This window comes from Streptomyces sp. NPDC015032 (assembly GCF_043080425.1).
GTDB lineage: Bacteria > Actinomycetota > Actinomycetes > Streptomycetales > Streptomycetaceae > Streptomyces.
Genome location: NZ_JBIBVN010000011.1, coordinates 185,547 through 199,336, shown reverse-complemented (window position 1 = coordinate 199,336; position 13,790 = coordinate 185,547). Strand labels below are relative to the sequence as shown.

Below are 13,790 nucleotides of genomic sequence, written 5' to 3'. Positions count from 1 at the left end.
GCGTCCGGCCGGGCATGGTTGGATGCGAAGGAGAGCGGAAAACGAGGGTGTCCAGTCGGGACGGGCGGGAATCGTGAGGATCTTCGGGAAGGTACGGCATCGGCCCTCCGCCTCTTGGCGGCAGGCCACCGACCGCGCGTTCACGCTGATCGGCGACGGCCGGTACGAGGACGCGGGCGCACTGCTGACGAGGGCGGCGGACCTGGAACCCTGGCTCTCGGAGTCGTGGTTCAATCTGGCGCTGCTGCACAAATTCCGGCATGACTGGGAACAGGCGAGAGCCGCCGGCCTCAGAGCCGTCGCGCTGCTCGACAAGGAGTCGGGCGCTCCCGACTGGTGGAACGTCGGGATCGCCGCCACGGCGCTGCAGGACTGGCCGCTGGCGCGCCGCGCCTGGCAGGCGTACGGCCTGAAGGTGCCGGGCGCCGGCCAGCACACCTCGGCGGCCAACAGCGAGCCCGTCGGCATGGAGCTGGGCAGCGCCGCGGTACGGCTGTCGCCGGAGGGCGAGGCCGAGGTGGTCTGGGGGCGCAGGCTCGATCCGGCCCGGATGGAGGTGCTCTCCATCCCGCTGCCGTCGTCCGGCCGCCGCTGGGGCGAGGTCGTCCTGCACGACGGGGTGCCGCACGGCGAGCGGGTCACCGCGGCCGGGCCCTCGTACCCCGTCTTCGACGAGATCGAGCTGTGGGCGCCGTCCCCCGTACCCACCTGGGTGGTGCTGCTCGAAGCGGCCACCGAGGCGGACCGGGACGCGCTGGAGCAGCTGGCGTCCGAGGCCGGGTTCGCCGCCGAGGACTGGTCGTCCTCCGTGCGGCTGCTCTGCCGGGCCTGCTCGGAGAGCCGGATGGAGAGCGACGAGGGCGACGGCGAGCACCTCGACCCGCACGACCACAGCGAGCCGGGGCATCCGGGCCCGCTGGGCCACCGCACCGCCGGTGAGCTGTGGGTGCCCGAGCGCGAGTGCGGGATAGCGGCACCGGTCGGACTGGTGCGCGGGCTGCTGGACGGCTGGGTCGCGGACAGCCCGGACAGCCGCGAGTGGCGGGATCTCGAAGAAGTCTGCTGAGCGGTGCCCGTAGGCTGTACGGGCACCGAACGCGGTGCACGGGTGCCCGGCCCCGGACCTTCGGATGCCCGGGTTTCAGGTTTTGAGGAAGGCGTACGGCGGACATGGCGCAGCAGGAGACGGACGAGCAGATCATCGTCGACGACGAGGGCTTCGTCGTGGACACGGAGGACTGCGAGGCGCGCGAGACGGCATATCGCGAGCGTGGCACCTCCCGTCCGATCACGGTCGTGGGCAACCCGGTGCTGCACAAGGAGTGCCGGGACGTCACCGAGTTCGACGACGAGCTGGGCCGGCTGATCGACGACATGTTCGCGAGCCAGCGGACGGCGGAGGGCGTGGGTCTGGCCGCCAACCAGATCGGCGTCGATCTGAAGGTCTTCGTCTACGACTGCCCGGACGACGACGGCGTGCGGCACGTGGGCGCCGTCTGCAATCCGGTGCTGGAGGAGCTGGCGCCCGAGGACCGGGTCCTGGACGACTCCAACGAGGGCTGCCTCTCCGTCCCGACGGCGTACGCCTCGCTGGCCCGCCCGGACTACGCGGTGGTACGCGGACAGGACGCCAAGGGCAACCCGGTCAGGATCCGGGGCAACGGCTACTTCGCCCGCTGCCTCCAGCACGAGACGGACCACCTCTACGGATACCTGTACATCGACCGGCTCTCGAAGCGGGAGCGCAAGGACGCGCTGCGGCAGATGGCGGAGAACACGCCGCGCTACGAGACCGTGCCGAACGACTGAGCGTCCGGCTGTCACGGGCGGGCCCGGATCCCCCGCGGGGGAAACCGGGCCCGCCCGTTTCCGTCTCCCGGATGATCGTCGACCACTGGTCGGCGCCGGACTCCGTGGTCGCCGCGGTCCGCAGCCGCGGGTGGTCCGGGTACGAGGAGCCGATGATGTACGCGTCGGCGCCCATATGCCAGGAGCGGGTTACGGATCAGGCGACTTCGGTCATTGCGCCCGGCCCGCGGAAGGTGCGGCGGTACGCGTTCGGTGTGGTGCCCAACGACCGTACGAACTGATGACGCAGTGCGGCCGCCGTTCCGAAGCCGGTGCGGCCGGCGATCGTATCCACCGTTTCGTCGGATGTCTCCAGCAGATGCTGTGCCAGCAGCACCCGTTGGCGGAGCAGCCAACGGTACGGAGTGGTGCCCGTCTCCTGCTGGAAGCGGCGGGCGAAGGTGCGCGGTGACATGTGTGCGTGGGCGGCCAGTTGTTCGACGGTCATCTCCTGGGCGAGGTGGCGCTCCATCCAGACCAGCGTTTCGCCGACCGTGTCGCACCGGGTGCGGGGGAGCGGCCGCTTGATGTACTGCGCCTGCCCGCCGTCGCGGTGCGGTGGGACCACCATGCGGCGGGCGATCGCGTTGGCGACATCGGGGCCGTAGGCCTGCCGGACCAGATGCAGACAGGCGTCGATCCCGGCCGCCGTGCCCGCCGAGGTGATGACCGGGCCCTCGTCCACGTACAGCACATCGGGTTCGACGACCGCCCGCGGGAAGCGGCGGGCCAGCTCTCCGGCGTGGCGCCAGTGGGTGGTGCAGCGGCGCCCGTCCAGGAGTCCGGCCGCACCGAGTACATAGGCGCCGGAGCAGACGCTCAGCACCCGTGCGCCCCGGCCTACGGCCCGGCGCAGGGCGTCGAGGATCTCCTCGGGGTAGTCCCGCTCGATGAAATGGCTGCCGGCGGGCACGGCGATGAGATCGGCCTCCTCCAGGCGGTCGAGGCCGTGCGGCGTACCGATGGTGAACCCGGCATGGGTCCGCAGCACCGGGCCCTCGGCGGAGACCACGGCGAAATCGTGGGCCGGCAGGCCCTCGTCGCGGCGGTCGAGTCCGAAGACCTCGCACAGCACACCCAGCTCGAAGGGGTGGACCTCGTCGAGCAGCAGGGCGGCGACATTGTTCAGCATGGAGCCAGTGTGGCAGTAATTCGATGCTCCATGACAGTCCTGCCACTGCCGGATTCCGTTCGCGCGGACGAGGGTGGAGCCATGGACGCAGTCAAGAACATCCTGGGCATAGCCGCACTTATCGCTCTCTTTCTGCTGCCCACCCTGCTCGGACTCTTCCGGGAACGCCGTATCGACCGCCAGTTGCGGGAGGCGGAACAGGCGCGGGCGGACGCGCCCCCGGAAGCCGCGGGCGCCGCGCAGCCGGTCACGGCCACGCGGCGCCCCTACCTCAGAAGCTGGGCCAGGATCTGACACCTCGGCCCGTGCCTCGGCGCCACGTCCGGGATCACCGGCCGGAAGGCCGACGGTACGTGGGTCGCCACCGCGGCCGGTTCCTGATGTTCCGTCAGGCGGCGGGTGTCGCTCCTCGATGCGCGACCGCCGCCCGACGAGGCACTCAGAAGTCGTCGTCGAAGGCGACCGAGCCCTCCACCGCCACCTGGTACGCGGACGGCCGGCGCTCGAAGAAGTTCGTCAGCTCCTGCACGCCCTGCAACTCCATGAACGAGAACGGGTTCTGGGAGCCGTAGACCGCCGGGAAGCCCAGCCGGGTGAGCCGCTGGTCGGCCACGCACTCCAGGTACTGCCGCATCGACTCCGTGTTCATGCCCGGCAGGCCGTCGCCGCACAGATCGCGGCCGAACTGCAGCTCCGCCGCCACGGCCTCCTTGAGCATGTCGGTGACCTGCTGCTGGAGCTCGTCGTCGAAGAGGTCCGGCTCCTCCTTGCGGACGGTGTCCACGACCTCGAACGCGAAGTTCATGTGCATCGTCTCGTCACGGAAGACCCAGTTGGTGCCCGTGGCGAGGCCGTGCAGCAGACCCCGCGAGCGGAACCAGTAGACGTACGCGAACGCGCCGTAGAAGAACAGCCCCTCGATGCACGCCGCGAAGCAGATCAGGTTCAGCAGGAAGCGGCGGCGGTCGGCCTTCGTCTCCAGCCGCTCGATCTTCTCAACCGAATCCATCCACTTGAAGCAGAACTGCGCCTTCTCCCGGATGGACGGGATCTCCTCGACCGCGTCGAACGCGGCGGCACGGTCGTCCGGATCGGGCAGATAGGTGTCCAGCAGCGTCAGATAGAACTGGACGTGCACGGCCTCCTCGAAGAGCTGCCGCGACAGATACAGCCGCGCCTCGGGGGAGTTGATGTGCTTGTACAGCGTCAGCACGAGGTTGTTGGAGACGATCGAGTCACCCGTCGCGAAGAACGCGACGAGCCGGCCGATCATGTGCTGCTCGCCGGGGGACAGCTTGGCGAGGTCGGCGACGTCGGAGTGGAGGTCGACCTCCTCCACCGTCCAGGTGTTCTTGATCGCGTCGCGGTAGCGCTCGTAGAAGTCCGGGTAGCGCATGGGGCGCAGGGTCAGCTCGAAGCCGGGGTCGAGCAGGTTCTTCTCGGAGTGGGTGGAGCTCATTACTGACAGGCCTCGCAGGACTCGGGGTTCTCCAGGGAGCAGGCGATCGCGTCGGCGTCGGGCGTTGAAGCCTGCTGTACGGGAATGGGGGTGGCGGCCGCGGCCTGGCCGGAGGCCGCGCGGGCGATCCGGGTCGCCGGGCGCGAGCGCAGGTAGTACGTCGTCTTCAGCCCCTGCTTCCAGGCGTACGCGTACATCGAGGAGAGCTTGCCGATCGTCGGCGTCTCCAGGAACAGGTTCAGCGACTGGCTCTGATCGAGGAACGGCGTACGGGCCGCCGCCATGTCGATCAGTCCGCGCTGCGGGATCTCCCATGCCGTGCGGTAGAGCGCCCGCACGTCCGCCGGGATCCAGGCGAAGCCCTGCACGGAGCCGCTCGCCTCGCGCAGCGCCTCGCGGGTCCGCGCGTCCCACACGCCGAGCTGCTTCAGCTCCTCCACCAGATACGCGTTGACCTGGAGGAACTCGCCGCTGAGCGTCTCGCGCTTGAAGAGGTTGGAGACCTGGGGCTCGGTGCACTCGTACACCCCCGCGATCGAGGCGATCGTCGCCGTCGGCGCGATGGCGAGCAGCAGCGAGTTGCGCATCCCGCTCTTCGCGACGCGGGCGCGCAGCGCGTCCCAGCGCTCCGGCCAGTTCAGCTCGGTGGCGTAGTGGTCGGGGTGCAGCACACCGCGCGCGGCCCGCGTCTCGGACCAGGCCGGCAGCGGGCCCGACCGCTCGGCGAGCTCGCAGGACGCCTCGTACGCCGCGAGCATGATCCGCTCGGAGATCTTCGTGGAGAGCGCGCGGGCCTCGGGGGAGTCGAACGGCAGCCGCAGCTGGAAGAAGACGTCCTGCAGGCCCATGGCCCCGAGGCCGACCGGGCGCCACTTCGCGTTGGAGCGGCCGGCCTGCTCGGTCGGGTAGAAGTTGATGTCGACGACCCGGTCGAGGAAGGTCACGGCGGTACGGACGGTGGCGTCCAGCCGCTCCCAGTCGATGCCACCGTCGGCGACGAACGCGCCCAGATTGACCGAACCCAGGTTGCAGACGGCCGTCTCGCCGTCGTCGGTGACTTCGAGGATCTCGGTGCACAGGTTCGACGAGTGGACGACGCGGCCCGGCTCGGCGGTCTGGTTCGCGGTCCGGTTGGAGGCGTCCTTGAACGTCATCCAGCCCTGGCCGGTCTGCGCGAGGGTACGCATCATCCGGCCGTACAGCTCACGGGCCGGCATCGACTTGCGGGCCAGCCCCCTGGCCTCGGCGGCCCGGTACGCGGCGTCGAACTCGTCGCCCCACAGGTCGACCAGCTCGGGCACGTCGGCGGGCGAGAACAGCGACCAGTCGCCGTCCGCGTCGACCCGGCGCATGAACTCGTCCGGGATCCAGTGCGCCAGGTTGAGGTTGTGCGTACGCCGCTGGTCCTCGCCCGTGTTGTCGCGCAGCTCCAGGAACTCCTCGATGTCCGCGTGCCAGGTCTCCAGGTAGACGGCGGCGGCGCCCTTGCGGCGGCCCCCCTGGTTGACCGCGGCGACGGAGGCGTCGAGCGTCTTCAGGAACGGCACGATGCCGTTGGAGTGCCCGTTGGTGCCGCGGATCAGCGAGCCGCGGGCGCGGATGCGGGAGTACGAGAGACCGATGCCGCCCGCGTGCTTGGAGAGCCGCGCCACCTGGTGGTAGCGGTCGTAGATCGAGTCGAGCTCGTCGAGCGGGGAGTCCAGCAGGTAGCAGGAGGACATCTGCGGGTGGCGGGTGCCGGAGTTGAACAGGGTCGGCGACGACGGCAGGTAGTCGAGCCGGCTCATCAGCCCGTACAGCGCCGCGACTTCGTCCAGGGCGCGTTGCGAATCGTTCTCGGCGAGCCCGGACGCGACGCGCAGCATGAAGTGCTGGGGCGTCTCGATGACCTGGCGGGTGTGCGGGTGGCGCAGCAGATAGCGGCTGTGCAGGGTCCGCAGCCCGAAGTAGTCGAAGCGGTCGTCGGCGCCGTCGGCGAGCGAACGTTCCACCAGCGCGTCGAGGGCGGCCGCGTGCAGCGCGACGAACTCGGCGGTGCGGTCCGCGATCAGTCCCTCGCGATGGCCGACGGCGACCGAGGCGGAGAAGGAGACCGCGCCCTGTCCGGCCGCCTCGTCCGCGATGGTGCGGGTCAGGAGCCGGGCGGCGAGCCGGGAGTAGGCGGGGTCCTCGGAGATCAGTCCCGCGGCGGCCTCGGTGGCCAGCGACCGCAGCTCGGCCTCGTCCGCCCGGGCGCTGCGGCCGCGCAGCGCGGCGGCGGCGACCCGGCCGGGGTCGGTGTCGGGCAGATCGGCGGTGAGGCCGGTCAGGGTCCGCAGCAGCGCGGTCCCCGGTCCGTCGTGTGCGGTCGCCTCGGACTCGACCGCTTCGGACAGGGCGACTGAAGCCGGATCGGCTGGCGCGATGGTCACGTGGTGCTCTCCCTCGCTCGGCTCGGGGCCGGCGGGGAACGGGGCAGCCGGGCAGGGGCGGGCCCGGGGCAGGGCAGCACTCCGCACGGCGTCCACCGGCCCAACCGCGAGGCCCGGACGTCTGGGCATCCGGTTCGGTCGAGCCGGATGCGCTGCCGGCAGGTCCTCGGACTCACTCGTTGGTGCGCAAAAGCACACCGAACACACCGTTGCGGGACAGTTCCGGATTCGCACCGGATTCCCCTGCGGCGACAGCGAGGACGAGCATACATGTGGGGGCTGCCCGATGAGGAAGCCCCCAGATGTTGTGTCGGCCGACTTGAGCAGGCCCCCCAGAATGCGCTGTGCGGGCCTCTCCCGGGCCATCTGGGCCCGATCGCACGGACGGCCCGCCGCGCCCCGCCGCAGGGGCTCGACGGGCCGTCGGCCGGTGCCGGCGCGGTCGTCAGTGGCCGACGCCGGGCGCTTTGGCCGTGGCCGGCGGGCGTTCCACCTGGACGCCCGGGTCGCCGGCGTCGGCCGTGTAGTCGGCCGGAGAGGTCTCGTCGACCCCGGCGGGTGCCTTCACGGCGTTCAGGACCAGGGTGAGAGCCACCGTCACCACCACGTTCAGCACGAACGCCGTCAGGCCGATGTACCCGATCTCACCGATTCCCGGGATCTCCTTGGACGACCCGCCGAAGTGCGCCTGGGTCGGGCTCGCGACCCCGTACGCGGCCACCGTTCCGTACACCATGCCGACCGCCCAGCCCGCGAGCAGCGCCCAGCGGTGGAACCAGCGGGTGAACAGGCCGCCGACCAGGGCCGGCATCGTCTGGAGGATCCAGATCCCGCCGAGCAGCTGGAAGTTGATCGCGACCGTCTTGTCCATGGTGAGGACGAAGGCGAGCGCGCCGACCTTCACCAGCAGCGACACCAGCTTGGAGACCTTGGTCTCCTGCTCGGGGGTCGCGTCCGGTTTCAGGAAGTCCTTGTAGATGTTGCGGGTGAAGAGGTTCGCCGCGGCGATCGACATGATCGCGGCGGGGACCAGCGCGCCGATGCCGATGGCGGCGAACGCGACACCTGCGAACCAGTCCGGGAACATGTCCTCGAACAGCTGCGGGATGGCCAGCTGCCCGTTGTCCACCTTGATCCCGGCGGCGATCGCCATGAAGCCGAGCAGCGCCAGCAGACCCAGCATCAGCGAGTACAGCGGCAGGATCGTGGTGTTGCGCCGGATCACGTCGCGGCTGCGGCTGGAGAGCGTCGCCGTGATCGAGTGCGGATACATGAAGAGCGCCAGCGCCGAGCCCAGTGCCAGGGTGGCGTAACTCCATTGACCCGCCTCACCGGGTGCGAGCGCGCCACGCGGCTGGCCGGTCTTCGGGTTGGGCTGGGAGAACGCCTCGCCCGCCTTGGCGAAGATGTCGTCGAAGCCCCCGAGCTTGACCGGGATGTAGATGATCGCCACCGCGATGACCAGATAGATCAGCCCGTCCTTGACGAACGCGATCAGCGCGGGCGCCCGCAGGCCGGACGAGTAGGTGTACGCGGCGAGCACCGCGAACGCGATCAGCAGCGGCAGGTCCTTGACGAACCAGTGGGTGTTCTCGCCGCCGCCGACGCCCATCACGTCCAGCACCGCCTGGATGCCGACGAGTTGGAGCGCGATGTACGGCATCGTGGCGAGGATGCCCGTGACGGCGACCGCCAGCGACAGCCCCTTCGAGCCGAAGCGCCCGCGGACGAAGTCCGAGGTGGTCACGTACCCGTGCTTGTGCGAGACCGACCAGAGCCGCGGCAGGAAGGTGAAGATCAGCGGATACACGAGGATCGTGTACGGCACGGCGAAGAAGCCGGCCGCGCCCGCCGCGTAGATCGCCGCGGGAACGGCGACGAAGGTGTACGCGGTGTACAGGTCGCCGCCGAGCAGGAACCAGGTGACCCAGGTCCCGAACGACCGTCCGCCCAGGCCCCATTCGTCGAGGCTGGCGTCGTTCTCGGCCTTCCGCCAGCGCGCCGCCAGGAAGCCCATGACCGTGACGGCCAGGAAGAAGAAGATGAAGACGCCGAGCGCGACGCCGTTCACGCCGTCCTTCACGTCGACGCACCCCCCTTGCGGGCACGCTGGTCACGCTGCCACAGCTTGTACGCGAGCATCGTGAGCGCGGTGGAGATCAGTACCCAGAGCATCTGGTACCAGTAGAAGAACGGAATACCGATGAAGGCGGGGTCCACCTTCGCGTACGAACTCACCCAGAGCATCGCCACGAACGGCGCGACGAGACAGAGGGCGATGACCACCCGCACAGGTGTGACGGTGGGTGGATTCTTTTCTGGGTCTGCTGGCATGTGGCGACTCCGTCCCCTCGCTGATCACCTGGTGCAATGCGCAGGGAAATCTAGGGGAGGCTTCCGGTCACCGTCACCCCCCGTCCGCGTTGCGGTCCGGAAACGGTCCTGTGAGTGGTCGTGGATGTTCGAAATGGGTTCAGGTGTACGGTGATTGGTCCGGACCGGGGAATGCGGACGGCCCCCGTGGAGTGGTGGATTCCACGAGGGCCGAGGCGAATGCGCAGAGGGGAACGATGGCCGGAAACGGCCGGCCGCCGCGCCGGGGGTCAGTCCGCCGGCCGCTTCAGGCGCGCCACGAACTTGTACCGGTCGCCGCGGTAGACCGAGCGCACCCACTCCACCGGCTCGCCCCGTCCGTCGAGCGAGTGCCGGGACAGCATCAGCATCGGCAGGCCCACATCGGTGCCGAGCAGTCCGGCCTCGCGCGGGGTGGCCAGCGAGGTCTCGATGGTCTCCTCGGCCTCGGCCAGCCGTACGTCGTACACCTCCGCCAGCGCGGTGTAGAGCGAGGCGTACTTCACCAGTGAACGGCGCAGTGCGGGAAAGCGTTTGGCCGAAAGGTGCGTGGTCTCGATCGCCATCGGCTCCCCGCTGGCCAGCCGCAGCCGCTCGATCCGCAGCACCCGGCCGCCGGTCGTGATGTCGAGCAGCCCGGCGAGTGTGTCGTCGGCCGTGACATAGCCGATGTCCAGCAACTGGGACGTCGGTTCGAGCCCCTGGGCGCGCATGTCCTCGGTGTACGAGGTGAGCTGGAGGGCCTGGGAGACCTTCGGCTTGGCGACGAAGGTGCCCTTGCCCTGGATACGCTCCAGCCGGCCCTCGACGACCAGTTCCTGGAGCGCCTGACGCACGGTCGTGCGCGAGGTGTCGAACTCGGCGGCCAGGGTCCGCTCCGGCGGCACGGGTGTGCCCGGTGGCATGGTGTCCGTCATGTCGAGGAGATGTCGCTTCAGCCGGTAGTACTTCGGGACGCGCGCCGTCCGCGTGGCCGCGCCCGTCTCGTTCTCCGTACTGCCCCCGTCGGCACCCATGGCCTGCCTTCCCGACTGCTGCGTTGCTGCCGTCACCGGCTCCTCCGTCTGTCGCGTCTCACATGGTGGCACGGTCCGGTCACGGCTCGTCGCCCTCCCTCAGGTGTCGGTCCTGTAACGGACGCGAGTGCACTTCTTATACACCCTTGACACCCCAAAAGGTCTAGGCCAAGCTCCCGGTGCTGGTCTAAACCATTAAAGACCAGGTCCCGGCCCCAGCAGTACTCGTCGACGGTCTTCGCGGTGGGAAGGGGTTGCAGCATCCCTGAGGAGGGTGGCGTGAAGCGCAAGCTCATCGCGGCGATCGGCGTCGCAGGCATGTTGGTTTCGATCGCAGCGTGTGGTTCGGACGGCGACAAGTCTTCGTCCAAGGCCCCGAAGGACCGTCAGGAAACGCTCACCGTCTGGCTGATGTCGGATGCGCAGAGCACCTGGCCCGAGCTGGTCAAGGATGTCAACAGCCAGTTCAACGCGAAGTACCCGAACGTCAAGGTCAACGTCCAGTACCAGACATGGGCGGACAAGGCCAAGAAGCTCGACGCCGCTCTGGCCGGTGACAAGTTCCCGGACGTCGTCGAGCTCGGCAACACCGAGACCATGACGTACATCCTCAACGGGGCCCTCGGGGAGATCGACCCGAAGAAGTACGAGAATTCGGACACCTGGATCAAGGGTCTGAAGGACACCTGCGCCTTCGAGGGCAAGCAGTACTGCGTGCCCTACTACGCGGGCGCCCGCGTAGCCATCTACAACAAGGACATGTTCAAGGCCGGCACCGGCAAGGACACCCTCCCCGCCACGCAGGACGAGCTGGCCGCCGCGCTCGACAAGATCGGTGCGGAGTACGGCAAGGACAAGGCGTTCTCGCCGCTGTATCTGCCGGGCCGGTACTGGTACGCCGCGATGTCCTACGTCGCTGCCGAGGGCGGCCGGATCGCCACGTACGACGAGGGCAAGAAGGAGTGGAAGTCCACCCTCTCCACCCCCGAGGCCCAGAAGGGCATCACCGACTTCGTCGAGCTGGTCAAGAAGTACAACCACGGGGACAAGACCAAGGACGAGGCGGACCACGCCAACGTCATGGCCAATGAGAAGACCGCGCTTCTCTACGGCAACGGCTGGGAAGCCGGCAGCGTCGTCGACTCCAAGGCGAACGGCAACCCGAAGCTGGAAGGCAAGATCGCCACCGCCGGTATGCCCGGCCCGAACGGCAAGGCCCTCCCCTCCTTCATCGGCGGCTCCGACCTGGCCACCATTTCCAAGTCCAGGATCCAGGACCTTGGCGAGGAGTGGATCTCGATGTTCACCAGCGAGAAGTCCGAAGAGGTGCTCGCCTCCAAGAACATCCTCCCGAACAACACCAAGCAGCTGGAGCCCCTGAAGGCCAAGCCGGAGACCGCGGCCATCGCCAACGCCGTGCCGGACGCCTGGTTCACGCCGATCGCCCCGGGCTGGACGGCGATCGAGAAGAAGGAAACGCTCGAAGTCATGCTGCTCGACATCATCAAGGGCAAGTCGGTCGCGGACGCCACCGAGGCGGCCGACGCGGAGATCGACTCGATGATCAACAAGGACTCCTGAGTCACAGGCTCTCAGGGAATCCGAGCCGGTGAACTCCTGAACCACCGGCTCCAGTGATCATCCGTGGGGGTGGCACTCCGAAAGGAGCTGCCACCCCCCGCCTCCCGGTACCAGGTCCGAACGGAAGGCCAGCACAGTGAGTGCCGCCGATATGAAAGCAGCCGACCCGCCGGTGTCCGTCCCGCGGGCCCCTGAGGGGACGCATCCTCAGCCTGCGAAGAACGCGAGCCGTCCACCGCGGAAGGCCGGCGCTCTGCTGCCGTACCTCCTGATAGCTCCGGCGTTCATCGCGATCGCCGCTGTGTTCGTCTGGCCCTTCATCAAGACGGTCATCATGTCCTTCCAGGACGTGGGCCGCCGGGAGCTGTGGTCGGGACAGGCCGCTCCCTGGGTGGGCTTCGACCAGTTCACCAACATCCTCGGAGACGGTGAGTTCTGGGACGTCGTCCGGCGGACCATCATCTTCATGGTCGTCTGCGTCGCCGCGACCATGGCCGGCGGCCTGGGCCTCTCCATGCTCATGCAGCGGATGTCCACGTGGGTACGGCTCCTGCTGACCGCCGCGCTGGTCGCCGCCTGGTCCATGCCCCTCCTCGTGGCCACCTCCATCTTCCGGTGGTTCGCGGACTCCGACTACGGCGTCCTGAACATGGTGCTGAGCAAGTACCTCGGGATCGACGCGCAGGGGCACAACTGGTTCCTCGACCCGAAGCAGGGCTTCGTCATCATCGGAGCGGTCGTGGTCTGGGGGGCCATTCCCTTCGTCTCCGTGACCCTGTACGCCGCGCTGACCCAGGTCCCCAGGGAGCTCGAAGAAGCTGCCTCGCTCGACGGCGCCGGCACCTTCGGCGTCTTCCGCTACGTCACCTGGCCCGTCATCAAGCCGGTCTTCCAGATGGTCGCCACCCTGTCCGTGCTCTGGGACTTCAATGTCTTCGGCCAGATCTTCCTGATGCGCGGCAACAAGCCGGAACCCGAGTACTCCGTTCTCGGTATCTACTCGTTCGAGAAGGCATTCGAGTCCAACTCGTTCAGCCAGGGCGCCGCCATCTCACTCATCACGGTCCTGCTGCTGTCCGGCGTCGCCGTGTACTACCTGCGCCAGCTGCTCAAGATCGGAGAGGTCGAGTGAGTACCTCCACGCCTCAGGTCCTCCGCCCGGACCGCAAGAAGAGCCGCATCGGCTACAACATCGCGGGTCTCGTCGCCTTCGTGCTCATGGCGTTCCCGGTCTACTGGCTGGTTGTCAGCTCCCTGCGGCCCAACGCCGAGATCCGCAGCTACGACCAGACACTGTGGCCGACGTCGATCACCTTCGACAACTTCTCCCGGGCCATCAAGCAACCGAACTTCGGCACGGCCATCGAATCCAGCCTCATCGTGTGCGGTGTCGCCGTACTCGGCGGCATGCTGCTCGCCACGATCGCGGCCTTCGCCATCGGCCGGTTCCGGTTCCGCGGGCGCAAGTTCTTCATGATCGTGCTGCTCGTCGTCCAGCTGCTGCCCCCGACGGCCATGCTGATCCCCATCTACATCCAGCTCAACGACCTCGGTGGACTCAACGAGTACTGGGGCGTCATCGTCATCTACCTCGTCTCCACCCTGCCGTTCGCGACGTGGATGATCCGTGGCTTCGTGATCAACATTCCGCAGGAACTCGAAGAGTCGGCCATGGTCGACGGCTGCAGCCGGATGGGAGCGTTCTGGCGCGTCACCTTCCCCCTGCTGGCCCCCGGCCTCGCCGCCGCCTCGATCTTCTCGCTGATCACGGCCTGGAACGAATACCTGCTCGCCTACGTCGTCCTGCAGGACAACGACAAGTACACCCTCAACGTCTGGCTGATGAACTTCACCACCTCGCGAGGCATCGACTACGGCGCGCTGATGGCGGCTTCGACACTGATCGCCATCCCGGTTGTGGCCTTCTTCCTGCTGGTACAGAAGTACATGGCAACGGGCCTCACCTCCGGCGCCGTGAAGGGATAACGCTC

The 13,790-nt window shown here is 68.4% G+C and carries 12 protein-coding genes and 1 riboswitch; of the genes, 6 read left to right on the top strand and 6 right to left on the bottom strand.

The genetic code is table 11. The features are described from left to right. Positions 1-73: 73 nt before the first annotated feature. Together ACF08M_RS18545 and def are read left to right on the top strand one after the other, a co-directional pair. Positions 74-1,066 carry a tetratricopeptide repeat protein gene (locus ACF08M_RS18545; protein WP_392186300.1) on the top strand — a complete coding sequence of 331 codons (993 nt, stop codon included), beginning with the start codon at positions 74-76 and terminating at the stop codon, positions 1,064-1,066. A gap of 104 nt (positions 1,067-1,170) precedes the next feature. Beyond that, positions 1,171-1,809 carry a peptide deformylase gene (gene def / locus ACF08M_RS18540; RefSeq protein ID WP_392186299.1) on the top strand — a complete coding sequence of 213 codons (639 nt, stop codon included), beginning with the start codon at positions 1,171-1,173 and terminating at the stop codon, positions 1,807-1,809. Between the two features lie 196 nt (positions 1,810-2,005). On the opposite strand, the gene ACF08M_RS18535 is transcribed toward def, so the two are convergent. Continuing rightward, positions 2,006-2,980 (bottom strand): GlxA family transcriptional regulator, encoded by a 975-nt coding sequence (locus ACF08M_RS18535; RefSeq protein ID WP_392186298.1) that lies wholly within the window; start codon positions 2,978-2,980, stop codon positions 2,006-2,008. Positions 2,981-3,061: 81 nt separating this feature from the next. Here ACF08M_RS18535 and ACF08M_RS18530 point away from each other — a divergent pair, with 81 nt between their 5' ends. After that, positions 3,062-3,274: a hypothetical protein gene (locus ACF08M_RS18530; protein WP_392186297.1), complete on the top strand. Its 213-nt coding sequence runs from the start codon at positions 3,062-3,064 to the stop codon at positions 3,272-3,274. A 145-nt stretch (positions 3,275-3,419) separates the two neighbouring features. Here ACF08M_RS18530 and ACF08M_RS18525 read toward each other — a convergent pair whose 3' ends face one another. From ACF08M_RS18525 to ACF08M_RS18505, 5 genes are all read right to left on the bottom strand, one after another. Beyond that, a complete protein-coding gene (locus ACF08M_RS18525) occupies positions 3,420-4,439 on the bottom strand; it encodes a ribonucleotide-diphosphate reductase subunit beta (protein WP_392186296.1) in 1,020 nt (339 codons plus the stop codon). Further along, positions 4,439-6,850 carry a ribonucleoside-diphosphate reductase subunit alpha gene (locus tag ACF08M_RS18520; RefSeq protein WP_392186295.1) on the bottom strand — a complete coding sequence of 804 codons (2,412 nt, stop codon included), beginning with the start codon at positions 6,848-6,850 and terminating at the stop codon, positions 4,439-4,441. Before ACF08M_RS18520 ends, ACF08M_RS18525 begins: the two co-directional genes overlap by 1 nt. Positions 6,851-6,989: 139 nt before the next feature. Beyond that, positions 6,990-7,131, bottom strand: a riboswitch (cobalamin riboswitch). 164 nt (positions 7,132-7,295) lie between these two features. Then, on the bottom strand, positions 7,296-8,933 hold the full coding sequence (gene mctP, locus ACF08M_RS18515; protein ID WP_392186294.1) for a monocarboxylate uptake permease MctP: 1,638 nt from the start codon (positions 8,931-8,933) through the stop codon (positions 7,296-7,298). Continuing rightward, a complete protein-coding gene (locus ACF08M_RS18510; protein ID WP_392186293.1) occupies positions 8,930-9,184 on the bottom strand; it encodes a DUF3311 domain-containing protein in 255 nt (84 codons plus the stop codon). Before ACF08M_RS18510 ends, mctP begins: the two co-directional genes overlap by 4 nt. Positions 9,185-9,453: 269 nt before the next feature. Beyond that, complete coding sequence (locus ACF08M_RS18505; protein ID WP_392186348.1) at positions 9,454-10,218, bottom strand: GntR family transcriptional regulator; 765 nt, start codon at positions 10,216-10,218, stop codon at positions 9,454-9,456. A 279-nt stretch (positions 10,219-10,497) separates the two neighbouring features. On the opposite strand from ACF08M_RS18505, the gene ACF08M_RS18500 reads away from it, so the two are divergent. The 3 genes from ACF08M_RS18500 (at position 10,498) to ACF08M_RS18490 (ending at position 13,785) form a co-directional block, all read left to right on the top strand. Further along, complete coding sequence (locus ACF08M_RS18500) at positions 10,498-11,799, top strand: extracellular solute-binding protein (protein WP_392186292.1); 1,302 nt, start codon at positions 10,498-10,500, stop codon at positions 11,797-11,799. 136 nt (positions 11,800-11,935) lie between these two features. Further along, a complete protein-coding gene (locus ACF08M_RS18495; RefSeq protein WP_392186291.1) occupies positions 11,936-12,931 on the top strand; it encodes a carbohydrate ABC transporter permease in 996 nt (331 codons plus the stop codon). Then, positions 12,928-13,785: a carbohydrate ABC transporter permease gene (locus tag ACF08M_RS18490; RefSeq protein ID WP_351200973.1), complete on the top strand. Its 858-nt coding sequence runs from the start codon at positions 12,928-12,930 to the stop codon at positions 13,783-13,785. The genes ACF08M_RS18495 and ACF08M_RS18490 overlap by 4 nt, the downstream gene beginning before the upstream one ends. Positions 13,786-13,790: the final 5 nt, after the last annotated feature.